17 protein-coding genes are annotated in these 23,560 nt (G+C 61.1%); 11 read left to right on the top strand and 6 right to left on the bottom strand.

Annotated features, from left to right (window positions below):
- The first annotated feature begins 335 nt into the window (after nt 1-335).
- The 4 genes from ACJJVH_RS25765 (at nt 336) to ACJJVH_RS25780 (ending at nt 4,674) form a co-directional block, all read left to right on the top strand.
- Nucleotides 336-1,016, top strand: a complete 681-nt coding sequence (locus ACJJVH_RS25765) for a sugar transferase (protein WP_112798727.1) — start codon at nt 336-338, stop codon at nt 1,014-1,016.
- 83 nt (nt 1,017-1,099) lie between these two features.
- The gene (locus ACJJVH_RS25770; RefSeq protein WP_112798730.1) at nt 1,100-2,374 is read left to right on the top strand and encodes a polysaccharide biosynthesis/export family protein; all 1,275 of its coding nucleotides are present in this window, start codon (nt 1,100-1,102) and stop codon (nt 2,372-2,374) included.
- A 9-nt stretch (nt 2,375-2,383) separates the two neighbouring features.
- A complete protein-coding gene (locus ACJJVH_RS25775; protein WP_113503219.1) occupies nt 2,384-3,676 on the top strand; it encodes an O-antigen ligase family protein in 1,293 nt (430 codons plus the stop codon).
- The gene (locus ACJJVH_RS25780) at nt 3,673-4,674 is read left to right on the top strand and encodes an acyltransferase family protein (RefSeq protein ID WP_412065506.1); all 1,002 of its coding nucleotides are present in this window, start codon (nt 3,673-3,675) and stop codon (nt 4,672-4,674) included. The genes ACJJVH_RS25775 and ACJJVH_RS25780 overlap by 4 nt, the downstream gene beginning before the upstream one ends.
- A gap of 15 nt (nt 4,675-4,689) precedes the next feature.
- Here ACJJVH_RS25780 and ACJJVH_RS25785 read toward each other — a convergent pair whose 3' ends face one another.
- The 4 genes from ACJJVH_RS25785 to ACJJVH_RS25800 form a co-directional block, all read right to left on the bottom strand.
- Nucleotides 4,690-5,661, bottom strand: coding sequence for an ABC transporter permease (locus tag ACJJVH_RS25785; RefSeq protein ID WP_112798734.1), 972 nt, complete (start codon nt 5,659-5,661; stop codon nt 4,690-4,692).
- Between the two features lie 32 nt (nt 5,662-5,693).
- Nucleotides 5,694-7,244 carry a sugar ABC transporter ATP-binding protein gene (locus ACJJVH_RS25790; protein ID WP_112798736.1) on the bottom strand — a complete coding sequence of 517 codons (1,551 nt, stop codon included), beginning with the start codon at nt 7,242-7,244 and terminating at the stop codon, nt 5,694-5,696.
- Between the two features lie 94 nt (nt 7,245-7,338).
- A complete protein-coding gene (locus ACJJVH_RS25795) occupies nt 7,339-8,328 on the bottom strand; it encodes an ABC transporter substrate-binding protein (protein WP_112798738.1) in 990 nt (329 codons plus the stop codon).
- 177 nt (nt 8,329-8,505) lie between these two features.
- The gene (locus tag ACJJVH_RS25800) at nt 8,506-9,525 is read right to left on the bottom strand and encodes an aldo/keto reductase (protein WP_412065507.1); all 1,020 of its coding nucleotides are present in this window, start codon (nt 9,523-9,525) and stop codon (nt 8,506-8,508) included.
- A 384-nt stretch (nt 9,526-9,909) separates the two neighbouring features.
- Here ACJJVH_RS25800 and ACJJVH_RS25805 point away from each other — a divergent pair, with 384 nt between their 5' ends.
- Entirely contained in the window at nt 9,910-10,821 is a 912-nt protein-coding gene (locus ACJJVH_RS25805; RefSeq protein WP_112800144.1) for a GntR family transcriptional regulator, read from the top strand.
- A gap of 21 nt (nt 10,822-10,842) precedes the next feature.
- Here ACJJVH_RS25805 and ACJJVH_RS25810 read toward each other — a convergent pair whose 3' ends face one another.
- The gene (locus ACJJVH_RS25810) at nt 10,843-13,086 is read right to left on the bottom strand and encodes a glycoside hydrolase family 2 protein (protein WP_412065508.1); all 2,244 of its coding nucleotides are present in this window, start codon (nt 13,084-13,086) and stop codon (nt 10,843-10,845) included.
- A 196-nt stretch (nt 13,087-13,282) separates the two neighbouring features.
- Nucleotides 13,283-14,185, bottom strand: coding sequence for an AraC family transcriptional regulator (locus ACJJVH_RS25815; protein ID WP_113393354.1), 903 nt, complete (start codon nt 14,183-14,185; stop codon nt 13,283-13,285).
- A gap of 212 nt (nt 14,186-14,397) precedes the next feature.
- Here ACJJVH_RS25815 and ACJJVH_RS25820 point away from each other — a divergent pair, with 212 nt between their 5' ends.
- From ACJJVH_RS25820 to ACJJVH_RS25845, 6 genes are all read left to right on the top strand, one after another.
- A complete protein-coding gene (locus tag ACJJVH_RS25820) occupies nt 14,398-15,864 on the top strand; it encodes an alpha-glucosidase/alpha-galactosidase (protein WP_113357311.1) in 1,467 nt (488 codons plus the stop codon).
- 134 nt (nt 15,865-15,998) lie between these two features.
- Nucleotides 15,999-18,086, top strand: coding sequence for an ABC transporter substrate-binding protein (locus ACJJVH_RS25825; protein WP_412065509.1), 2,088 nt, complete (start codon nt 15,999-16,001; stop codon nt 18,084-18,086).
- Between the two features lie 163 nt (nt 18,087-18,249).
- Nucleotides 18,250-19,260 carry an ABC transporter permease gene (locus ACJJVH_RS25830; protein ID WP_112798748.1) on the top strand — a complete coding sequence of 337 codons (1,011 nt, stop codon included), beginning with the start codon at nt 18,250-18,252 and terminating at the stop codon, nt 19,258-19,260.
- On the top strand, nt 19,260-20,387 hold the full coding sequence (locus tag ACJJVH_RS25835; protein WP_412065510.1) for an ABC transporter permease: 1,128 nt from the start codon (nt 19,260-19,262) through the stop codon (nt 20,385-20,387). Before ACJJVH_RS25830 ends, ACJJVH_RS25835 begins: the two co-directional genes overlap by 1 nt.
- A gap of 13 nt (nt 20,388-20,400) precedes the next feature.
- On the top strand, nt 20,401-22,071 hold the full coding sequence (locus ACJJVH_RS25840) for an ABC transporter ATP-binding protein (RefSeq protein WP_113357309.1): 1,671 nt from the start codon (nt 20,401-20,403) through the stop codon (nt 22,069-22,071).
- A 19-nt stretch (nt 22,072-22,090) separates the two neighbouring features.
- The gene (locus ACJJVH_RS25845) at nt 22,091-23,461 is read left to right on the top strand and encodes an alpha-glucosidase/alpha-galactosidase (protein WP_112798754.1); all 1,371 of its coding nucleotides are present in this window, start codon (nt 22,091-22,093) and stop codon (nt 23,459-23,461) included.
- The last annotated feature ends 99 nt before the right edge of the window (nt 23,462-23,560 follow it).

Here is a 23,560-nt window from a genome sequence, read left to right on the forward strand (position 1 = left end):
CAGCTAACGGAAAAGCGATCGGAGGCTATCGAAGCCAATGATAATGAACAACTTCCCTTTCTCTCTCTATAACGTCCTTGGAAAACATCCGCCGCGACGTGTCAGAGCTATCGGCGCTGCCGTTATACGACGCTCGATACAGTACATCCCATCTATAACCAATCACTGATTTAAACCAAGTCACCAGCGATGCGGTAAATTCATACCACCATGCCATATCGCTACAAAAGTTTGGCTTAAAAAGTCCAAATCCCAACCTACACTCCAATCATCCCGGCTCTAATTACGCGTCCGAGAATTTCCGACCAATCGTCAACATGAATGGAGTTTTCTCTATGAAGTCTGCGACGAGATCGGCCACATCGGCTTTTTTCAGCGCCGCGGAAAGCGACGTCTTTCCGCCCACTGGTGGAGTATTGAAACGCGTTTTCGACGTCTCTGCCGCAATGACCGCACTGGTTCTCATCAGCCCGCTTTTCCTGATGCTGATGTTGCTGGTGAAACTTACGGACAACGGACCCGCCTTCTACGGGCATCGCCGCATAGGCCACAACGGCCGGACCTTCCGCTGCCTGAAGTTCCGCACCATGGTCGTCGGTGGCGACAAGGTTCTGCATGCCCATCTTCAGTCGGACCCGAGAGCAATGGAAGAATGGCGCGCGACGCGCAAGCTCCAGAACGACCCTCGCGTCACGACCGTCGGATCTGTGCTTCGCAAGCTCAGCCTCGATGAACTGCCGCAGTTGATCAATATCATCCGCGGCGAAATGAGCGTCGTCGGTCCGCGTCCGGTCGTGGAAGACGAGCTCGAGCTTTATGAGACCGCGGCGATCTATTACCTGCAGTCCCGCCCCGGCCTTACCGGTCTGTGGCAGGTGAGCGGCCGCAACGACGTCTCCTATGAAAGCCGTGTCGCCTTCGACACGCATTATGTGAAGAACTGGTCGCTTGGCAGCGACATGATGATCATCGCCAAAACCATTCCTGCAGTCTGCCTCTCGCGTGGCAGCTATTGATGACGACTGGCAGCCGCCGCGGAAGGTTTCCTGCGGGTTTCCGCATCTTGCGGGCTGCCAACCAGTAACAGGGAAGATCCTGCATGATTGAATTTCGGCCTTCCAAGAGGCTCGTTCGCGTCAACACATCGCTCCGGTGCGCAGCTTTCGTTGCTCTTAGCCTTTGCGCAGCTTCCGTTTCCGCCGCGGCCGATAATCTGCCCGGCTACCATCTGGGAGTCATGGACAAGCTGCATGTGCGCGTTGCCGAATGGCAGACCGCCGAAGGCACCATCCGCGATTGGTCGGTGATCTCGGGCGACTACACGGTCGGCCCTTCCGGTTCGATTTCCATCCCGTTCATCGGCGAAATGCCCGCCACGGGCAAGACGACAGATGAGATCGCGGAAGCTATCGGCATCGGCCTGCAGAAGCAGTTCGGCCTGCGCGATCGGCCTTCGGCTTCCGTGGAAATGTCTCAGTTCCGGCCGATCTACCTTTCCGGGGAGGTCCAGAATCCCGGGGAATATCCGTTTGCGCCCAACCTGACCGTGCTTAAGGCGGTGAGCCTCGGCGGCGGCATGCGCCGCGCCGATGCCGGGCAGCGTTTTGCACGCGACTTCATCAATGCCAAGGGCGATGCCGTCGTCTATATGGCAGAGCGCGGGCGCCTGTTGATGCGCAAGGCACGCCTGATGGCCGAGCTGACGGGCAAGGACGAAATCGAGGTTCCGGCGGACCTCAAGCAGCTGCCGCAGGCGGCAAGCCTGCTCGCAAGCGAAAAGGCGCTGATGGACACGCGCAGCCAGCGCATGAAGACGCAGCTGCAATCCCTGGAAGATCTGAAGACGCTGCTGCAGAACGAAGTCGAGGCCCTTTCGAAGAAGAACGACACGCAGAGCCGTCAGCTGGATCTGGCCAAGGCCGACCGCGACAAGGTCGAAAGCCTTGCCGAAAGAGGGCTGGAGCTCGCATCCCGCCGGATTTCCGCCGAGCAGCGCGCATCCGATCTGGAGGCTACGCTTCTGGATACCGAAACGGCGTCGCTGAAGGCCAAGCAGGACATCAACAAGGCCAATCAGGACGAGATCACCTTGCACAACGACTGGCAGAGCTCGCTGGCACAGGACATGCAGGATACCGATACCCAGCTGGAAACGCTGCAGCTGAAGCTTTCCACCAGCCAGTCCCTGATGCAGGAAGCGGTCGCCCAATCGGCCGATGCCAGCAATCTCGATGCCAACGGGCAGGGCGTGAATATCGTCTACACGATCATTCGCGACGAGAACGGCCAGTCGAAGGAAATCCAAGCCCAGGAAAATACGCAGGTATTGCCCGGTGATCTCATCAAGGTCAGCACCGGTCTTGCGATGCGGTAAGGAAAATCGATGCGGATAGCCAAATCGATCTTTGTCCGTCCCGGCAGCAACGCCACCTATGGCATGGTGGCGATTGCGCTTTCTTTTTTCGTCTTCGCCTATTCCTCGCACTTCGGCCAGCCTTCCATCCTGCTCTACTACGCGCTGTGGTTTCCGCTGGTGCTGATGGATTACCGCAATGTGCTCGGCAGCTATCAGAAACAGCTCTGGCTTTTCGCCTTCGGCATCTTCACCTGCCTGTCGATCTTCTGGTCGGTCGTCCCCTCTGTGACCGCGCGAGCGGCAATCCAGTATATGACGCACATCTTCTGCGCCCTGGTCGCCATGCGCACGCTCGATATCCGCACGCTCTCGCGCGGAGCGATCGCCGGAACCGGCCTCGTGCTCATCTATTCGATATTGTTCGGCTATTACGCTTACGACCCCATCGACGGAACCTACAGCTTCGTCGGCGCCTTCGACTCCAAGAACCAGCTCGGCTTCTACGCCTCGCTCGGCATTTATTTTGCCTTCGCCGCCGTTTTCGTTCTCGGCGAGCGGCGGATCTGGATGTTGGGCGCAGGAATTGCCGGGCTTCTGTCGGCCTATTGCCTGCTCGCATCGCAGTCGGCGACATCGGTGCTGACGACGGGGCTGGTCGTGGCATTGTGTGTCAGCCTGCGCGTCATCCTCTTCCTCTCGCCGAAACAGCGCAAGAAGCTGTTCATGACCGTGGCCATCTCCGGCGTCGTCCTGGCGGTTGCCGGCGTCTATCTCGGTGCGGTCGATCTCGTACTCGGCGCCTTCGGCAAGGATTCCACGCTCACGGGCCGCACCTATCTCTGGCAGCAGGGCATCGCGGCGGCGATGCAGAATCCCTTTTTCGGGGTCGGCTACCAGGCTTACTGGGTCCAGGGCTTTTCCGAGCCTGAACGGCTATGGCAGGAGTTTTACATAGCCTCCCGCGCGGGTTTCCACTTCCACAACACCTATATCGAAACGACTGTGGAAACCGGGCTCATCGGCGTGGTCCTGCTCGCCTCGATCCTGCTGACCGCTTTCGTCGGCCACATCAATCGCTTCCTCAGCGATATCAGAAACGACGAATCCTACGTGCTGCTGGGCGTCGCCACCTTGCTGCTGATCCGGTCCTTCGTGGAGATCGATATCCTCAATCCGTATCATGTCGGCTCCTTCCTGTTTTATTTCACCGCGGGCAAGCTCTCGAAGCGGATGCGGGCACCGGCAAGCGCACAGATGCCGGCCGGCGAGCGCATGGAATTTGCGCCGCCCGTCAATTGGGAGCCGCGGGCGGGCCGATGAAAACGCTATACGGCATTCAATATCTTCGCGCCCTTGCCGCTCTTGCGGTCGTGCTGTTTCATGCGACAGAGCGCAGCGGCGGTCATTTCCGCATCGGGGCGGCGGGCGTCGACGTTTTCTTCGTGATCAGCGGCTTCATCATGTGGACCATGAGCGAGCGCCGGCCTGTGACGCCGTTGCGTTTCGTGCTCGACCGCCTGCAGCGAATAGCGCCGTCCTACTGGATCGTCACCGCCATCATGATCGGCGGAGCGGCCGTCGGCCTGTTTCCGAACATGAAACTGACTGCAGGCCATATCCTCGGCTCGCTGCTGTTCATCCCGGTCCGCTCGCCGAGCAATGGCGAGATCTGGCCGGTGCTGGTGCAGGGCTGGACGCTGAATTTCGAGATGTTCTTCTACGTGATCTTCGCAGCCTGCCTGCTGCTGCCGCGACGCCTGCGTCTTGGCAGCCTGATCGCCGTCTTTGCCGCCTTCGTCGTCGCCGGAGCCCTTATCCACCCGCAGTCGCCCTTGCCCATCACTTATACCAGGCCGATCATCCTCGAATTCGCGGCCGGCGCGGTTCTGGGGCAGCTTTGGCTGAAGGGAAATATTCCCGGACCCGGCCTCGGGCTTGCCCTCGTCGTGGCCGCGATCGCCGGTTTCGCCGCGATCGAGATCCTCGGCCTCGACTTCGACGAGCTGACATGCGGCCCGCTCGCCATAGCGTTGGTATTGGGCATGGTCTCTATCGAGCGCGGCGGCAGGCTGCCCCAGATCGCGCCGCTCACCTATCTCGGCAACGGTTCCTATTCCATCTACCTGTGGCACACGCTGGCGATCTCGGTTATCGTCAAGCTTGCGGCATCGACACCGATCCCATCAGATGTCGTGGCCTTTCTCGGAATGATATCCGGAACCCTGCTCGGAATATTCGCCTATGAGCTGGTTGAAAAACCGCTGCGCAATCTGCTGCGGAATGTCAGCTGGCGACGGGCTCGCCCCTCGCCGGCATGACTATGAGATTCAACCTTACATGCGTCGGCGCCGCAGCTGATCGAAATAGACGATGACGATGATCAGCGCGCCGGTGATGATGCGTTGCCAGAAGGAATTCAGGTTCAGCAGATTGGCGCCGTTGTTGATGGTTGCAAGAATGAAGGCGCCGATCAGCGGCCCGTAGACGGAGCCGACCGCGCCGAACAGGCTGGTTCCGCCGATGACCGAAGAGGCGATCGCCTGCAGTTCCCAACCATCGGCCTGCGTGGCGTTGCCGATCGCGATGCGCGAGGCCAGCAGCACGCCGACGAAGGCGGCGCAAACACCCGACAGGATATAGGCGAGATAGATCATCCCGTTGACGTTGACGCCTGAAAGGCGCGCCGCTTCGCGGTTCGAGCCGACCGCAAAGAGATAGCGGCCCCAGCGGCTGAGATGCAGGAAGACAACGGCCGGGATCGCGACCAGGATCACCATCCAGAACAGACTTGGAATGCCCAGGAAGTCGGCGACGGCAAAATTGGTGAAATCGTCGTTGACGATATTGATCGTCGAGCCGTTGGTGATGAGCAAGCCGATGCCGCGCAGCGATGTCAGCGTCGCCAGCGTGATAATGAAGGGTGGCAGGCCCATGCGCACGATGCCGAAACCATGGAAAGCGCCGATCAGCACTCCGAACAGCAGGGTTATGAGGATGGCGGCCCAGACCGGAAATCCCGCCTGAAGCAGCCAGGCGACGATGACCGTGCAGAAGCCGACGATCGCGCCGACGGAGAGGTCGATGCCGGCTGTGATGATGACGAAGGTCTGCCCCAATGCGAGGATGGCCGTCATCGACCCCTGGCGCATGAGGTTGGTGATGTTGAGCGGGGTCCAGAACTTGTCCGTCCAGAAGCCGAGCAGAACCCAGAGCGCCAGCAGGAGCAGGATCAGCGTCAGGCTGAAGAGGATGTTCATCTTGCGTCGCGGCGCGACGGTCGGGCCCTCTGTGGTGTTCGCGGCCATTCTTGTTCTCCCTCTTTCGAGTTTCTTATCGTTTAGACGCCGATTGCCTCGCCAAGGACCACCTCATGCGTCGCGGCGTGAAAATCATGGCTGGCGACCAGCTGGCCGTGGCGGAAGACATGCAGACGATCGGCAAGCTCGTAGACCTCCGGCAGATAGGAGGAGATGACGATGATGCCCGCTCCGTCGCGCAGCAGGTTGGCGAACAGGCGGTAGATCTCCGCCTTGGTCCCGACGTCGACTCCGACCGTCGGTTCGTCGAAGATGAACAGCTTTGCACCGTGGCTCAGCCACTTGCCGATCACTACCTTCTGCTGATTGCCGCCGGACATGGCGGAGACCAGAACCCGCCGGCTCGGCGTCTTGATGCTGAGGCCGCGGATCTGCTGGTCGGCGTTGGCAGCCTCACGCTTGTTGTCGATGATCGGACCACGGCTCAGCCGCTTGAAAACGGGCAGATTGATGTTGAGACCGATCGGCAGGTTGAGGCAGAGCCCCTGATCGCGGCGGCTTTCCGGCGCCAGCGCAATGCCGAGCTCCATCGCATCGCGCTCGTTGCGGATATCGACCTTGCGTCCCTGCCAGTAAATTTCCCCCGAGGAGAGCGGCTGACGCCCATATAGACCGAGGGCGAATTCGCTGCGGCCGGCACCGATCAGCCCGTAAAGGCCGACGATCTCGCCGGCGCGAACGCTCAGCGAAACATTCTCGAAGCCGGGGCCGGAAAGGCCGCGCACCTCAAGGATGGTATCGCCGATCGGAATCTCCTCCTTGTGGTAGATCTGTTCGATGGAACGATTGATCATCAGCTTGATCAATTCGTCCTCGTTCGTTTCGGAGATCGAACGGGTCCCGACATGCGTGCCATCGCGCAGCACGGAGACGCGATCGGCCAGTTCGAACACCTCTTCCATGCGGTGGCTGATATAGACGATCGTGATGCCTTCGCTCTGCAGGCGGCGGATCAGCTTGAACAACTGCGCCGATTCCTGGCGGGTGAGATAGGCGGTCGGCTCGTCGAAAATCAGAAATTGCGTGCCGCGCATCGCCGCTCTCGCGGTCGCGACCAGTTGTTGCTGGCCGATGGTGAGCGAGCTCAGGAGTTCGCCGGCCGGCAATCCGAAACCGAGATCGTCGAGCACCGTCTGGGCCAGGGCGACCATCTGCTTCTTGCGCATCAGACCGAAACGATTGACCTCGTCGCCGAGAAAGAGATTGGCGGCGACCGTCAGATGCGGGCAAAGCACCACCTCCTGATGCACGGCATTGATACCGCGTGCGATCGCCTCGTTCGGCGTTGCCAGCGCGACCGGATGACCGCACCAGAAGATTTCGCCGGCCGTGCGCGTGATCACACCCGTCAGGAGCTTGATGAGCGTCGACTTGCCCGCGCCGTTTTCACCGACGATCGCATGAATTTCCCCGGCCAGGAATGTGATCGTCGCCGGCTTCAGCGCCTCGACATAGCCGTAGCGCTTCTGCAGTCCCTTGAGTTCGAGAATAGGCGAGCCTGCCGGAACACGGCTTGCTTCCGTCTTGACGGTATCGTCGTGCCGATGGCTGATTTCTTCAAGGCTCGTCATGAGGTCTCCTCCCTCTCGCATCGCCGCGCGGCCGCTTTTGGAAAGCGGTCAGACGAAAAAGCCGCGCCCGATGCCTCGGGCGCGGCCTCAAGCCTTACTTGACCTTCGGGTTGATCAAGGCGTCGATCTTCGGATCGCTCATATTCGCCTTGGTGACGAGATTGGCACCGGTGTCGACATTGGCCTCGACCTTTTCCTTCTTGGAAGCGGCGAGCGCCGTCTTGATGCCGTCATAGCCCATGCGATACGGGTCCTGCACCACGAGGCCGGCAAGAACACCCGACTTCAGGAAGCCGACAGTCTTGTCGTCGTTGTCGAAGCCGATGACCTTGATCTTGTCGCCGAGCTTGTTTTCGGCAATCGCCTGGCCGACGCCCTGGGCCATGATCAGGTTGGAGGCGAAGACGCCGACGAGCTTCGGGTTGGCCGTGATCAGGTCGGTCATGATGTTGAGGCCGGTGGTTGCCTGGCCATCGGCATATTTGTCAGCGACGACTTTGAGGCCCGGATACTTGTTCTTGACCTCTTCCAGGAAGCCCTGACGGCGCTGGTCGAGAGAGCCGACGCCGGGCAGGCTGGTGATGATGGCGATCTCACCCTCTTCCTTGCCGGTCATTCCCTTGACCGCGGCGGCAAGACCGTCGGCAGCGATGCGGCCGCCCTGGACGTTGTCGGTGGTCAGGAACGAGACGAAAGACTTGGAATCGGCGGCTGAGTCGATACCGACGACCGGCACGGACTTGGCGGCTTCATCCACGGGCTTGCCGAGCGCCTTGAACTCGGTCGGTGCGATCACGACCGCAGCCGGCTTGCCGGCAACGGCGTTTTCGAGAATGCTGATCTGGCCGTTGATATCGGCTTCGGACTGAGCGCCGAGCTCCGGCACCTTCACGCCGAGATCCTTGCCCGCCTGGCGGGCCCCGGCAAGAACGATCTGCCAGTAGAAGGATGTCGTGTCCTTGACGATGATCGGAATGGTCACGTCGGCTGCGAAGGACTGCACCGGCATCGCCATTGCGATGATGGCAGCGCCGGCAAGGCCGGCAAAGCTGCGGCGGGACAGAAGTGACTTGGCAATTTTCATCTGCTTCTCCTCTCAACGCGCTCTGCTTTCCTGCACACCCGCCGCTGAACGCTTACGGCTCGGTATCGTGACGCCTCGGGCGGCACGCATCGCGCCGCGGCAATGGCCGCCGGCGCCAAAACAGGTTTTCCTCCTCCTCGAAGCCGCCTCTCCCGACGGCCCGATAGCTGCTGTCTGCTAGACGCGGATCGCCTCGTCTCCCAACGGAGGCGCAACCAGGGTCAATCCTTCGAATTCCGCATAGAGGCTGTCGGGAAGCCGAGGCTCCACGAGTTGCATATTGCGCTCAAGACTTGCTGCCTTTGCCGTGCCGATCAGAACCGAAGCCACGCAGGGATTGCGCAACGGGAACTGCAGCGCCGGCTGGGCAAGCGGTATACCATGCCTGCGGGCGATCTCCTCCATCGCCCCGACCTTGGCCAGAATATCCGGCGATGCCGGCAGGTAATCGAAATGTGCTCCGGGTACGGGGCCGGTCGCCAGAATGCCGGAATTGAAGACGCCACCCACGACCAGCGACGTTCCCTTTTTCTCGCAAAGCGGCAACAGCGCGGCAACGGCCGAGCGGTCGAGCAGCGTGTAGCGGCCGGCCAGCAGGATGCAGTCGATATCGGCCGCATGCATCACGTCCAGGCAGACCGGCACCTCGTTGACGCCGAGACCGTAAGCCTTGATCGCGCCGGACGACTTCAGCTCCTCCAGAGCCTTCAGCCCGGAGCCGAGCAGCTGCCCGAGATAGCGCTCGTTGAGAGCCTTGCCGTGGGTATAGCCGCCGATATCGTGAACGTAGAGGATATCGATGCGGTTGAGCCCGAGACGGGCATAGCTGAACTCGACCGAGCGCATGATGCCGTCGTAGGAGTAATCGTAATCGGCATCGAAAGGCAGCGGGTCGACATAGCCGTAATTCGGCACCTTGTCGCTCGGCACCGGACGCATGATACGGCCGACCTTGGTCGACAGCACATAGCTGTCTTCGGGCTGATCGCGCAGAAAATCACCGACACGCCGTTCGCCGAGACCGAAGCCATACCAGGGCGCGACATCGAAATAGCGGATGCCGCTATCCCAGGCGGCCTGCAGGGTCTCCATCGCCTGGTCGCGGGGGCAGGCGCGATAAAGGCCGCCCAGCGCCGCAGCGCCGAAGCTAATTTCGGTGACTTCAAGTCCCGTCCTGCCGATCGTTCTTGTCTTCATCACCTCTCCCTTGTGATGACGGTCACTTCAAGTCCCGTCGCATATGGCTCGACGGGTTCGCCATCGTCACGTTGCGCGATATCTATTGGCGTGAGGCAATAAAGCCGCATCTCAGGTTGACGGCTGCACTCCGGCTGCAGGATTCAAGCGTAGCCATTCCCACTACCTCCCTGCTCATCGGCATTACCGGAAGCTCCCAACATCCATCGCCAATTGATTTTGTTTTTTATCTACAATAAACATTTTGGTGTCAACGAGGAAATCACCGACCGCCCGGGGATGGCGGAAAACGCGATTTCGACACAGCTCCTGCAATTGACTGCCATTGATACATGGTTCAGACAGCGCCGCCGGCAAAGAGCGGCGACGATACGCGAGGGGGAAATGGCAAGGCAAAACACGCTCTTCAAGGAGGCGTACAATCGCTATACGGCCCGCCTGCGGCCCGATACCGAACTGCCGAGCGAGCCTGAAATCGCCGCAGAGCTCGGCGTCAGCCGCAGCACGGCGCGCGCGATCCTGATGCGCCTCAGCGACGCTGGAATCATTCTGTGGAACAAGCGGCAAAAGACGGTCCTGCGCCTGCCGACCCAGGCCGATTTCTTCCCCAAGGAGGAAACCGATTCACTGCACGACATCATCGAGCGCAGCTTCATGATGCGCATCATGTCCGACGAAGCCCAGCCCGGCATGCAGATCAACGAACTGGAACTGGCCCGCGAAATCGGCACCGGCACCTCCGTCGTGCGCGAATTCCTCATTCGCTTCAGCCGCTTCGGCCTGATCGAGAAGCGACCGAACAGCCACTGGATTCTCAAGGGTTTCACCAGCGAATTCGCGCTCGAGCTTGCCGACGTGCGGGAAATGTTCGAATTGCATTCCGCCGCCGAATTCGGCCGCCTGCCTCCCAGCCATCATGCCTGGAGGGATCTGGAGGCGATCGAGCGGGAGCATCACGAGCTGCTTCAGGATTTCGACACGCACTATCGCGATTTCTCGCGCCTCGACGAGAAGTTTCACCTGCTCATCCATCGCGCCTCGAAGAACCGCTTCATCGCCGATTTCTACGACGTCATCGCCATCATTTTTCACTATCACTACCAGTGGAACAAAGCCTTTGCCCGCGAGCGCAATGCCCGCGCCATAGCGGAACATCTCGACTATATCGAAGCCCTGCAATCCGGCGATCAGCAGAGGATCGACGCCGCCTGCCGCCGGCACCTCGCCTCGGCGCGGCAGACGCTGTTGCAGTCGATCCCGCAAACCACGGTGGAGATCGCCGGCTCGGCCGCCTGATGGCAGGAGCCGGACGGCCGCTCATTTTGCGGTCAAGCGCAGGCCTTGCTTGGCGAAGCGCGGAGACGAGACGCCGAGCTCGACGACGCCGGCCTCCCCGGTCGCCTGCAGCCAGAAGCCCGCGGTTCCGCCCTGGAATGCCACCGTTTCCGGCCCGACGAGCTTCGCCGGACCATCGACCTTGATGGTGATGGCTTCATTGAGGAAAGGCAGGCGCGAACCGGCCTGATCCAGCGCGCGCACGATGACGCGCACCGTGTCGCGCTCGCCTGCGCGCAAGGTATCGGCGTCGGCTTCGACCTGAAGCGTCGTCGGAAGCGGATTGGCGACCATGCGCTGCTCCGCCACCACCTTGCCGCCGATATAGCCGGTAAAGTGTACATCCTCCCATTCCATTCCCCATACGCCGAGTTCGTCCTGGGTGAAGGAACGGTGATCGAAAACGACGGGCGCATGCGGCAGGTGCGGGAAAGTCTCCCGGTCCGGACCGAGGCGCTTGGTGAGCGACCCGTACCGCAGCTCGACCTCGTCGCAATTGGTCAGCACCAGAAGCGGCAGGGCGCCGCCGATATTGCGCTCGCCCCGCGCCCAGATCGTCACCGGCTTCATGACGATCTCTTCGGATGGCTCGCACTGGCTGGCATAGACGTAGGCGGCGAATTTCGGCTCGCGGAACATATCCATGACGCCATGATAGCAAATGCGGTCGCCCGAGCCGAAATCGCTGTGGGTATTGTAGTCGAACATGCACCATCCGATGGCGCCCGAGATCGACGGATCGCCATAGGCGGCATTCAGGACGTCCAGATGCCGGCGCACATGTTCGTCCTGACGCTGTTCCTGATCGTAGATCTTCGTCGGATACATATGGCCGCCGAACTCGGTGATCAGATAGGGTACGTCCCTTGAAAGACCGGTGTTTTCCTGCTGCGGCCTCAGCGGCGTACGCGGCCGGTTGACGCCCGGCAGTTCCTCGTTGCCGAGGATGAAATCGTTCATCGTATAGACGTCCTCGAGCATTTCGCTCTCGGTGATGTAACGAACGCCGCCGGTCTGGCGCGTCGGATCGAGTTCGCGTGCCAGCCGGTTGGTCTCCGCGTAGAAATCATGGGAGTCCTGGGACTCGTTGATGCGTACGCCCCAGATGACGATCGAGGGATGGTTCCAGTCGCGCTCGATCATGCGCCGCACGTTGCGGATCGACTCCTGCTGCCATTCCTCGTCGCCGATATGCTGCCAGCCGGGAATTTCCTCGAAAACCAGCAGGCCGATGCGGTCGCAATGGTCGAGAAACCATTTCGACTGCGGATAATGCGAGGTGCGCACGATATTGCATTTCAACGTGCGTTTCATGATCTCGGCATCGCGCTCCTGAGCCGAGCGGCCCATGGCATAACCGACATAGGGGAAGGCCTGATGACGGTTGAGGCCCCGCAGCTTCAGCTTCCTGCCGTTCAGCAGGAAGCCCTCGGCCGTAAAACTCGCGGTTCGAAAACCGAAACTCGCGACATGGCGATCCGTCCCGTGATCTGTCGCAAGATCCACCTCGGCCGAGTAGAGGACGGGATTGTCGATATCCCAAAGCGAAATGCCCGAAAGGTCGGAGAAAGCGAGCGTCACGGTCTCACCGCGCGTTTCCACCTGCCGGGAGGCAAGGGCCGTGCCGGCGGCGTCACGCAGGGTGACAGTTACCTTGCCCTTGAAATCCAGGTTCTGCGGATTGGCGAAATCGCAACGCACCGTCGCGGATTTGCGATCGGCCAGGACGTTGTCCGTCTCGACCTTGATATTGGCGACGGATACGGGAGCGGCCAGCTTCAGCCAGACGTCGCGATAGATTCCTGCATAGGTGAGATAATCGATTCGGCCGCCGAAAGGCGGGATCTCAGGGTTCTCGCTGCCGTCGATCTTGACCGTGATCAGGTTTTCGCCGTGGCGCAGCCGACCGGTCAGCCGAGCCTCGAAGGGCGTGTAACCGTCCTTGTGGGCGACAATCTGCTCGCCGTTCAGATAGACGACCGCATCGGCCATGGCGGCATCGAACACCAGCGATACCTCGCGTCCGGCGAAGGTCTCGTCCCAGTTCAGGACTTTCTGATAGGTGAAGGCGCGCTGATAGGATTTTTCGTCGAAATAGTTGAAGGGCAGTTCGACGGCCGTATGCGGCAGCGTGACAGGTTGCCCCTCCCGCAGGCGACCGGCGTTCTCGGATGAGAACCCGTCATGAAACGTCCAGGATTCGTTGAAGGCGACAACAGAACGCATATTCAATCCTATCGATTAAGCCCGTCGCATCGGGTGACGAACAGATGTTGCTTGGAAAATCAGGCGCGCGGCGAGGCTGGCGCAGGTGCCGCGGGGCGATATCTATACAGGCTCGCCGCTGACGCGCAATGCGACCGGTTGGCGGATTCCGATTTTCCCGGCGAGCAACCGCTGCCGGCGCGGTGGCCTCACAAACTTACCGGCCGCGCCCATTCTTGGCTTCCTCGACCGGGCTGCGCACCGAGGCATACATGCCGGTCGTGCGGAATTCCGTCGGATTGATGCCGTAGATGCGGCGAAACACCTTGGAAAAATAATTGGCGTCGTCGAAACCGGACATGATCGCCACTTCCTTGACCGGAATGAAGGCGGCCTTCGCCAGCAGCTTGGCCGCGCGCTGCATGCGCTGCTGCAGCACGAATTCCGCCGGCGGCACACCCTCGCTTTCGGCAAAGACGCGCGAGAAATGCGCACGGCTGAGGCCGCTGACCCTGGCAAGCTCGCCGACGGGCAGCGGCTTGTCGAGATTGGCATGGATATGGTCGATGACGATCTGCATGGCGGAGCGATCGGCGGCAAAGGCATGCGAACCGAAGACGTCGTCATAAAGCGCCATGGCCGCCTCGTAGGCGACGGCCGAGGCGGAGGCGGGCGTCTCCGCGCCCTTGACGAGCCGAAGGCTGCAATCGGCAAGGTGATCGATGGTCGCCTGCTGCAATTTCAGCACGGGGCCGGCCGCGGCCAGAATCAGCCGATGGATGCGCAAGGCTTCCTCACCGTTCATCGAGATCCAGAAATATTCCCAGCGCTCCCCTTTCTCCAGCCAGTAGCGATGATTGTGCGGCACGAGCACGAGCAGCGTTTCCCCGGGGTTCACACGATAGCTGCGGTTTTCGTAGCGCAGCCGCCCGGTGCCGCTGATGGTGTGCTGAAGCACCGTGAACGGCGTCTGGCCGCGGCGGCGGCCATCCCAATCGTAGGGTTCGTTGTGCCGGATTTCATAGCCGGCGCTGGTCGGCATGGCATGCAGCCGGTGGCGTCCGCGCGGCAGGGAAACCGTTCGCATGACCTGTCCGTTCTCGATCAATTCTTGCAGCACAAAATTACCCTTAAAAGCATAATAGTTCTCTGTTCGGCCAGATTATTATAGGCATAATCCCCGCCGGAAAACAGCGCATGACCGCCGATGAGGACCGGCGATTGGAGAAAAAGCCACGATTTCAGCCTGTTTCGCAACCGATGCGATCATGAGGTGAAAATGCTGATATCTTCCCTGCCGCTGCTTGTTCGACCGACTTGAAGGTGAGGATCATGAGTTTCAAAATCGCTATTATCGGCGCCGGCAGCGTCGGCTTCACGAAAAAACTGTTCACCGATATTCTCTGCGTGCCGGAATTCCGCGACGTCGAATTCGCGCTGACGGACATGAGTGAGCACAATCTGACGATGATCAAGGCCATCCTCGACCGGATCGTCGAGGCCAACAAGCTGCCGACGCGCGTCACCGCCACCACGGATCGCCGCAAGGCGCTGGAAGGCGCGCGCTATATCATCAGCTGTGTGCGGGTCGGCGGCCTGGAAGCCTATGCGGAGGATATCCGCATTCCGTTGAAATACGGCATCGACCAGTGCGTCGGCGATACCATTTGCGCCGGCGGCATACTCTACGGCCAGCGCAACATTCCGGTCATCCTCGATTTCTGCAAGGATATCCGCGAGGTCGCCGAAAGCGGCGCGAAGTTCCTGAACTATGCCAACCCGATGGCGATGAACACCTGGGCCGCCATCGAATACGGCAAGGTGGACACGATCGGCCTTTGCCACGGCGTCCAGCACGGCGCCGAGCAGATCGCCGAAGTGCTCGGCGCGAAGGACAAGAGCGAACTCGACTATATCTGCTCGGGCATCAACCACCAGACCTGGTTCGTCGACCTGCGCCTCAATGGCCGCAAGATCGGCAAGGACGAGCTGATCGCGGCCTTCGAGGCTCACCCGGTCTTTTCGCAGCAGGAGAAGCTGCGCATCGACGTGCTGAAGCGCTTCGGCGTCTATTCCACCGAGAGCAACGGGCACCTGTCCGAATACCTGCCCTGGTATCGCAAGCGTCCCGACGAGATCAACAAATGGATCGATATGTCGGACTGGATCCATGGCGAGACCGGCGGCTATCTGCGTCACTCCACCGAAACGCGCAACTGGTTCGAGACGGAATTCCAGCAGATCCTCGACAGCGCCTCGCAGCCGATCGACCCTGCCCGCCGCTCCAACGAGCATGCCAGCCATATTCTCGAAGCGCTTGAAACCAACCGCGTCTATCGCGGCCACTTCAACGTCAAGAACAACGGCGTCATCACCAACCTGCCTGCCGATGCCATTATCGAATCCCCCGGCTTCGTCGATCGCTTCGGCATCAACATGGTCGCCGGCATCACTTTGCCCGAGGCGTGCGCGGCTACCTGCATTTCCTCGATCAACGTTCAGCGCATGTCGGTGCATGCCGCCATCAGCGGCGATATCGACCTGTTGAAGCTCGCCGTCCTGCACGACCCGCTGGTCGGCGCCGTTGCAACGCCGGAGGAGGTCTGGCAGATGGTCGACGAAATGGTCGTCGCCGAGGCACGCTGGCTGCCGCAATACGCCCATGCCGTCGAAGGGGCGAAGGAGCGCCTGTCGCGCGGCAAGGTCAAGACGCGCGAGTGGAAGGGCGCGGCAAGCCGCAACGTGCGCTCGATCGAGGAGTTGCGCGCGGAAAAAGCCGCCCTGAAGCAGGCCGGTTAATGAGCATGCGGATCGGAAGATAAGGATTGCGGCGGGATTTCAGGGGATATCCCGCCATAATCGGCACCTTCCGTATCGAAGGAGGAACGCGAGGCCTCGAACGGAACGCTCGCGATTTTGGGAGAGAGAACAAGATGAGACATTTTCGACCGATCGGCCTTCTGGCCGCATTGACGATTGCCACATCCGCGATCGCCATCAGCGCTTACGCAGCCGAGCCGACAGTGCCGCCCGTGCCACCGGTTTTCCCGGCGGAAGGCAAGATCAAATATGTCGAGCGCAGCTCCATCCTGGAGTTCAAGGCGCTGCCTGAATATCACGAACCCGCCTGGGTCACCGACAAGTTCGTCAAGACCGGCAAGCTGCCGCCCGTCAAGGATCGTCTGCCGAAAGAGCCGCTGGTCTACAAGACCGGCAATATGCCCGATGGCATCGGCGTCTACGGCGACACGCTGCGCCACGTCATCGGCGGACGGCCGGAAGGCTGGAATTACGGCGCCGGCCAGACGCAGGGCTGGGGCGGGATCGATATCGGGCTATCCGAATGCCTGACGCGCACGGCGCCTCTGTTCCAGGTCGAGGCCAAGGACACCGAGCCGCTGCCGAATCTGGCCAAGAGCTGGGAATGGTCGCCGGACGGCCACAAACTCACCATGCACCTGATCGAAGGCGCGAAATGGTCCGACGGCGTGCCGTTCAACGCCGACGACATCATGTTCTACTGGGAAGACGAGGTCATCGATCCGAACGTCTCGCCGCTTGGCGGCGGCGCATCGCCGGAAGCCTTCGGCGAAGGAACGACGCTGAAGAAGATCGACGATTACACCATCGAATGGACCTTCAAGGACGCCTTCCCGAAGCAATATCTCTATACGATGGCCTATCCGAACTTTTGCCCGGGTCCATCGCACATCCTCAAGCCGCAGCACCCGAAATATTCGAAGAACACCTACGACCAGTTCAAGAACGCCTTCCCGCCGGAATATATGAACATTCCGGTCATGGGCGCCTGGGTGCCGGTCGAATACCGCTCCGACGACATCATCGTCATGCGCCGCAATCCTTATTACTGGAAGATCGACGAGAAGGGCAACCAACTGCCTTACCTCAACGAGCTGCACTACAAGCTGTCCACCTGGGCAGATCGCGACGTGCAGGCCGTTGCCGGCTCCGCGGATCTTTCGAACCTCGAGCAGCCGGAAAACTTCGTCGCTTCGCTGAAGCGTGCAGCACAACCCGATGCTCCGGCCCGTCTCGCCTTCGGTCCTCGCCTCATCGGCTATAACCTACAGATGAATTTCTCCGCCAACGGCTGGGGCAATCCCGACCCGCGTGGCCAGGCCGTGCGCGAGTTGAACCGCAACGAGGATTTCCGCAAGGCCGTGACCATGGCGCTCGACCGCAAGGCGCTCGGCGATTCGCTGGTCAAGGGACCTTTCACGGCAATCTATCCGGGCGGTCTTTCTTCCGGCAGCACCTTCTATGACCGCAACTCCACGGTCTATTATCCCTTCGACCTCGCCGGCGCCAAGGCCGAGCTTGCGAAGGCCGGCCTCAAGGACACCGATGGCGACGGCATCGTCAACTTCCCTGCCGACGTCAACGGCGGCAAGGATGTGGAAATCACGCTTCTGGTCAGCAACGATTACACCACCGACAAGAGCCTTGCCGAGGGCGTCGTCGCCCAGATGGAAAAGCTCGGTCTGCGCGTCATCATCAATGCGCTCGATGGCCCGAAGCGCGACGACGCCAATTATAGCGGCCGCTTCGACTGGATGGTCCGCCGCAACAGCACGGAACTGGCTTCGGTCGTGCAGAATACCGAGCAGCTTGCTCCGGTCGGCCCGCGCACGAGCTGGAACCACCGCGCGCCCGAGAGCGGGCAGCTGGACCTGATGCCCTTCGAAAAGGACATGGCCGATATCGTCAACAAGTTCACCACGTCGAAGGACAACGACGAACGCGTGGCCTTGATGAAGCAGTTCCAGAAGATATCGACCGGGCATCTCTACAATATCGGCCTGACCGAATATCCGGGCGCGCTGATCATCAACAAGCGCTTCTCCAACGTCCCCCCGGGCACGCCGATCTTCCTGTTCAACTGGGCGGAAGACTCCATCATGCGCGAACGCCTCTGGGTGGCCGCAGACAAGCAAGGAAAGTACGAGCTGTTCCCCGAGGAGCTTCCGGGCGCGCCGGGCAGCGCCGGCCCGATCAAGTAGGCTCGATCGAAGCCATCCATGGCAGCCGATATGACGCCGGCTGCCATGGAGGTCCAGAACATTCCGGCGACCAGCCCTTGCCGGGGAAGAATGAACCGCTGGCGCATATCGTCCTGAAGGATCGAGACTGCCGCCGACAGCATCAAGAGAAGCGAACCGTCCGATGTTACGATTCCTGCTCGTTCGCATAGCATCCGCCATTCCCGTGCTCTTCATCCTGAGCGTGGTGACTTTCGCCATCATCCAGGCACCGCCGGGCGACTATGCGGATTACATCCGCTCGCAGCTGATGAACCAGGGCGGCGCGTCCTTCGCGCAAGCCGATGAGCAGGCGCAGATCTATCGCCATGAGCACGGACTCGACAAGCCGATTGTCATCCAATACGTCAACTGGATCGGCGGCATCGTCACCAGGGGCGATTTCGGCTACAGTATGTTCTACAACAAGCCCGTTGCCGATGTCGTCGGCGAGCGCTTGCCGCGGACGCTGGCATTGGCCCTGGTATGCCATATCTTCGCATCCATCCTCGGCATCGGTTTCGGCATATGGGCTGCAACGCGGCAATATAGCTGGATCGACAGCCTGCTGTCGGGCATTTCCTTCCTCGGCATGACGGTGCCGCGCTTTCTGATGGCGCTGATCATCGTCTACATCCTCGTCTTCCAGCTGAACGTCTCTGAAATCGGCAGCTTCTTCTCGCCGCAATATGGCGGCGCTCCATGGTCCTGGGCGAAGTTCGCCGATCTGGTCAAGCATGTCTGGCCGGTCGTCGCCATCGCCACCTTCGGCGGGCTCGCCTACAACATGCGCGTCATGCGCGGCAACCTGCTCGACACGCTGAACGCCCAATATGTCGAGACCGCGCGCGCCAAGGGCCTTTCCGGCGGCGCGGTCGTCATGCGCCATGCCGTTCCCAACGCGCTGCATCCGCTTGTCATGTATCAGGGCGTGGTTCTGCCCTACATGCTGACCGGCGAGATCGAAACCGCAATCATCTTCACGCTGCCGACCGTGGGGCCGGCCATCGTCGGCTCGATGGCGGTCGGTGACGTCTACGTCACGGCCACCTTCATGATGGTGCTTTCGGCGACCCTCATCATCGGCAACATCATCGCCGACATGCTGCTTGCCCTGCTCGATCCGCGCGTGCGTCAACAGGGAGGGATTCACTAATGCTCGCCTTCAACAGCTCCCCGGCCCCATCGGACGAGAAAATCAAGCATAAGAGCGGCAGTGAGAGCTACATCGCACTGGTCTGGCGCCGCCTGAAGCGTTCCTGGACCGGCATGAGTGGCCTGACCCTGGTTATCCTGCTGCTCCTGATGGCCGCCTTCGCCGAATTCATCGCGCCGCTCGATCCGAAAGCGACGGACACCGGCTTCGCGCCGCCGCAGGTCATGAGCTTTCACGACAAGGGCGGCAACCTCGTCTTCCAGCCGCGGGTCTATGCGCTCGTCGAGACCTCCGATCTCGACCCCGTGACATTCCAGCCGATCGTGGGGCCGGATTACGACAATCCGCGCCTGCTCGGCTTCTTCGTCAAGGGCGACCCCTACTATCTCTTCGGCCTGATCCCCGGCGACCGCCATCTTTTCGGAGCGACCGACGGCGGCCCGGTCCATTTCCTCGGCACGGACAAGTTCGGCCGGGACGTGCTGTCGCGCGCCATCTACGGCTCGCGTATCTCGCTGATGATCGCCCTGACGGTCGTTGCCATCGTCACCATCGTCGGCACCACGGTCGGGATGATCTCGGGTTATTTCGGCGGGACGGTCGATGCCTGGATCCAGCGCTTCGTCGAAGTGGTTCTGGCCTTCCCGCAATTGCCGCTCTACCTCGCGCTGACATCGCTGATCCCGGTCACGGCGCCGACCAACGTGTTCCTCGCGTTCGTCATCGTCGTCATGTCGGCCCTCGGCTGGGCGCAGATGTCGCGCGAGGTGCGCGGCAAGACGCTGGCGCTGGCGAGGATCGACTATGTCCGCGCCGCGATGGCGGTGGGTGCCACCGATCGGCGCATCATTCTCCAGCATATCTTTCCGAACGTCATGAGCCACGTCATCGTCGCGGTGACGCTGGCGATCCCGAGCGTGGTGCTGCTGGAGTCCTTCCTCGGCTTCCTCGGCTTCGCCGTCAAGCCGCCGCTGATTTCCTGGGGCCTGATGCTGCAGGATACGTCGACCTACTCGGTCATCGGCTCCTATCCCTGGATTCTCTCGCCCGTCGGCTTCGTTCTGATCACCGTCTTCGCCTTCAACGCGCTCGGTGACGGCCTGCGCGACGCGATCGACCCCTATTGAGAGGAGACCGGATATGGCTCTTGCACTCGTCAATCCCTTCGCTCCCGACATCCGCCTCGACGCCGGCGACAGAGCGGTCTCGCCGATCATCGACGCGCGCAATATCGCCGTCAAATTCAAGGTCGAGGACGGCATGGTCGATGCCGTCAAGGATATCTCGTTCCAGCTCTATCGCGGCGAAACCATCGCCATCGTCGGCGAATCCGGCTCCGGAAAGTCGGTGACGGCGCGCACGGTCATGGGATTGCTGACCAAGCGCGCCGTGGTTTCGGACAAGTCCGCCGTCCACTACGATGGCAAGAATGTGCTGAGGTTTTCCGAGAGGGCGCGTCGGCAGCTGCGCGGCGACCGCATCTCGATGATCTTCCAGGAGCCGATGAGCTCGCTCAATCCGATCTATACGATCGGCAGCCAGATCGTCGAGGCGATCCGCGTGCATCGCAAGGTCAGCCGCCGCGACGCGGAAAAGCGGGCCCTCGAATTGCTGAAGCAGGTGCAGATCCCCGATCCGGAAGCGAGGCTGAAGCAATATCCGCATCAGCTGTCCGGCGGCCAGCGCCAGCGCGTGATGATCGCCATGGCGCTCGCCAACGATCCGGACGTCCTGATTGCCGACGAACCCACGACCGCGCTCGACGTCACCGTGCAGGCGCAGATCCTGAACCTCATCCGCAACCTTCAGAAGCAGCTCGGCATGGCGGTGATCCTGATCACCCACGACCTGACGGTCGTGCGCCGGTTTTCCGACTACGTCTATGTGATGCAGCATGGCGAGATGCGCGAACACAACACGACCGAGGCGCTTTTCGCCAATCCGCAGCATCCCTATACGCAGCATCTGCTGACGTCCGAACCGCGCGGGCAGGCAAAGCCGCTGCCGCCGAACTGCGACACCGTCCTCGAAGGCAAGTCCGTCAAGGTCGCCTTCATGCTGCGTCACGGCAGCTTCTTCAAGCCCGACATGCGTGAGCTCGTCGCCGTCGACGGCCTCAATATCGAGCTTCGCCGTCACGAGACGCTGGGTCTGGTCGGCGAATCCGGCTCCGGAAAGACCACTTTCGGCCAGGCACTGTTGCGCCTCATCGATGCCGATGGCGGCGAGATCTATTTCGACGGGCAGCCGATCCATGGCCGGTCGCGCGCCGAAATGCGGCCATTGCGCTCGCGCATGCAGATTGTCTTCCAGGACCCGTTCTCATCGCTCAATCCACGCATGACCATCGGCCAGATCATTTCGGAGGGGCTGGTGGTCAACAATCTCGGCGCCAACAGGGCCGAGCGCCTGGAGCGCGTCAAGGAGGCGCTCGTCAGCGCCGGCATGCCGGCCAACATTCTCTCGCGCTTCCCGCACGAGTTTTCCGGCGGCCAGCGCCAGCGCATCGCGATCGCCCGCGCCATCGCGCTGGAGCCGGAGTTCATTCTGCTCGACGAGCCGACCTCCGCGCTCGATCTTTCCGTTCAGGCACAGATCATCGACCTCCTGCGCAAGCTGCAGGACGAGAGGGGCTTGAGCTACCTCTTCATATCACACGACCTCAAGGTCGTCCGCGCCCTTTGCCACCGCGTCATCGTCATGCAGCATGGCAAGATCATGGAGGAAGGGCCGGTCGAACAGGTTCTGTCGCATCCCAAGACCGCTTACACCGAACGCCTTGTCAGAGCGGCGTTCGAGGTAGCTTCCTAAGCATTTCAGGAGATTTTACATGACAGGCACTCCCAAGATCACGTTCATCGGAGCCGGCTCGACGGTCTTCATGAAGAATATCATCGGCGACGTCTTGCAGCGCCCCGCGCTGGCAGGCGCCAGGATCGCGCTGATGGACATCAATCCGCAGCGGCTCGAGGAAAGCGCCATCGTGGCTCGCAAGCTGGCCTCGACCCTCGGCGCCTCCGCGACCGTGGAAACCTTCACCGACCAGCGCAAGGCGCTCGACGGCGCCCACTTCGTCGTCGTCGCCTTCCAGATCGGCGGTTACGAACCATGCACCGTCACCGATTTCGAGGTGCCGAAGAAATACGGCCTGCGCCAGACGATCGCCGACACGCTCGGCGTCGGCGGCATCATGCGCGGCCTGCGCACGGTTCCGCACCTGTGGAAGATCTGCGAGGACATGCTCGCCGTCTGCCCGAACGCGATCATGCTGCAATATGTGAACCCGATGGCGATCAACACCTGGGCGATCGGCGAGAAATACCCGACGATCAAGCAGGTCGGGCTTTGCCATTCCGTGCAGGGCACGGCGATGGAACTGGCGCACGATCTCGACATTCCCTACGAGGAAATCCGCTACCGCTCGGCCGGCATCAACCACATGGCCTTCTATCTCGAATTCGAGCATCGCCAGCCGGATGGTTCCTACCGCAATCTCTATCCGGATCTCGTCCGCGCCTATCGCGAAGGACGCGCGCCGAAGCCCGGCTGGAATCCGCGCTGCCCGAACAAGGTGCGCTACGAGATGCTGACCCGCCTCGGCTATTTCGTCACCGAAAGCTCGGAGCACTTCGCCGAATATACGCCCTACTTCATCAAGGAAGGCCGTGAAGACCTGATCGAGAAGTTCGGCATCCCGCTCGACGAATATCCGAAACGCTGCATCGAGCAGGTAGCGCGCTGGAAGAACCAGGCCGAGGAATATCGCACGGCCGAGAAGATCGAGGTCAAGCAATCGAAGGAGTACGCATCCTCGATCATCAATTCGGTCTGGACCGGCGAACCCTCCGTCATCTACGGCAACGTCCGCAACAATGGCTGCATCACGTCGCTGCCGACCAATTGCGCTGCCGAAGTTGCCTGCCTCGTCGATGCGTCCGGCATCCAGCCGACCTATGTCGGCGATCTGCCGCCGCAGCTGACGGCTCTCATCCGCACCAACATCAACGTGCAGGAGCTGACCGTGAAGGCTCTGATGACCGAAAATCGCGAGCATATCTACCATGCGGCGATGATGGACCCGCACACGGCAGCCGAACTCGATCTCGATCAGATCTGGTCGCTGGTGGACGACCTCCTGGCGGCCCACGGCGACTGGCTGCCGGAATGGGCACGCGGTAGCCGCAAGGTTCAGGCCGCCTAAAGCCATTCTCTCCCGGCTTGCGGCCAAAAGGCCTCGCGGCGCCGCCGCGGGGCCTTACGTCTCTGGCCGGTCCGGAAACCTGAAAATCCGGAACGCGGC

Origin of the sequence: Rhizobium sp. SYY.PMSO, from assembly GCF_046840415.1 — a bacterium.
In the GTDB taxonomy this organism is placed as follows: Bacteria; Pseudomonadota; Alphaproteobacteria; order Rhizobiales; family Rhizobiaceae; genus Rhizobium.

Coding starts and splice junctions, on each gene's coding strand:
- ACJJVH_RS25765 (WP_112798727.1), top strand. CDS start 336: ATGAAGTCTGCGACGAGATCGGCCACATCGGCTTTTTTCAGCGCCGCG.
- ACJJVH_RS25770 (WP_112798730.1), top strand. CDS start 1,100: ATGATTGAATTTCGGCCTTCCAAGAGGCTCGTTCGCGTCAACACATCG.
- ACJJVH_RS25775 (WP_113503219.1), top strand. CDS start 2,384: ATGCGGATAGCCAAATCGATCTTTGTCCGTCCCGGCAGCAACGCCACC.
- ACJJVH_RS25780 (WP_412065506.1), top strand. CDS start 3,673: ATGAAAACGCTATACGGCATTCAATATCTTCGCGCCCTTGCCGCTCTT.
- ACJJVH_RS25785 (WP_112798734.1), bottom strand. CDS start 5,661: ATGGCCGCGAACACCACAGAGGGCCCGACCGTCGCGCCGCGACGCAAG.
- ACJJVH_RS25790 (WP_112798736.1), bottom strand. CDS start 7,244: ATGACGAGCCTTGAAGAAATCAGCCATCGGCACGACGATACCGTCAAG.
- ACJJVH_RS25795 (WP_112798738.1), bottom strand. CDS start 8,328: ATGAAAATTGCCAAGTCACTTCTGTCCCGCCGCAGCTTTGCCGGCCTT.
- ACJJVH_RS25800 (WP_412065507.1), bottom strand. CDS start 9,525: ATGAAGACAAGAACGATCGGCAGGACGGGACTTGAAGTCACCGAAATT.
- ACJJVH_RS25805 (WP_112800144.1), top strand. CDS start 9,910: ATGGCAAGGCAAAACACGCTCTTCAAGGAGGCGTACAATCGCTATACG.
- ACJJVH_RS25810 (WP_412065508.1), bottom strand. CDS start 13,086: ATGCGTTCTGTTGTCGCCTTCAACGAATCCTGGACGTTTCATGACGGG.
- ACJJVH_RS25820 (WP_113357311.1), top strand. CDS start 14,398: ATGAGTTTCAAAATCGCTATTATCGGCGCCGGCAGCGTCGGCTTCACG.
- ACJJVH_RS25825 (WP_412065509.1), top strand. CDS start 15,999: ATGAGACATTTTCGACCGATCGGCCTTCTGGCCGCATTGACGATTGCC.
- ACJJVH_RS25830 (WP_112798748.1), top strand. CDS start 18,250: ATGTTACGATTCCTGCTCGTTCGCATAGCATCCGCCATTCCCGTGCTC.
- ACJJVH_RS25835 (WP_412065510.1), top strand. CDS start 19,260: ATGCTCGCCTTCAACAGCTCCCCGGCCCCATCGGACGAGAAAATCAAG.
- ACJJVH_RS25840 (WP_113357309.1), top strand. CDS start 20,401: ATGGCTCTTGCACTCGTCAATCCCTTCGCTCCCGACATCCGCCTCGAC.
- ACJJVH_RS25845 (WP_112798754.1), top strand. CDS start 22,091: ATGACAGGCACTCCCAAGATCACGTTCATCGGAGCCGGCTCGACGGTC.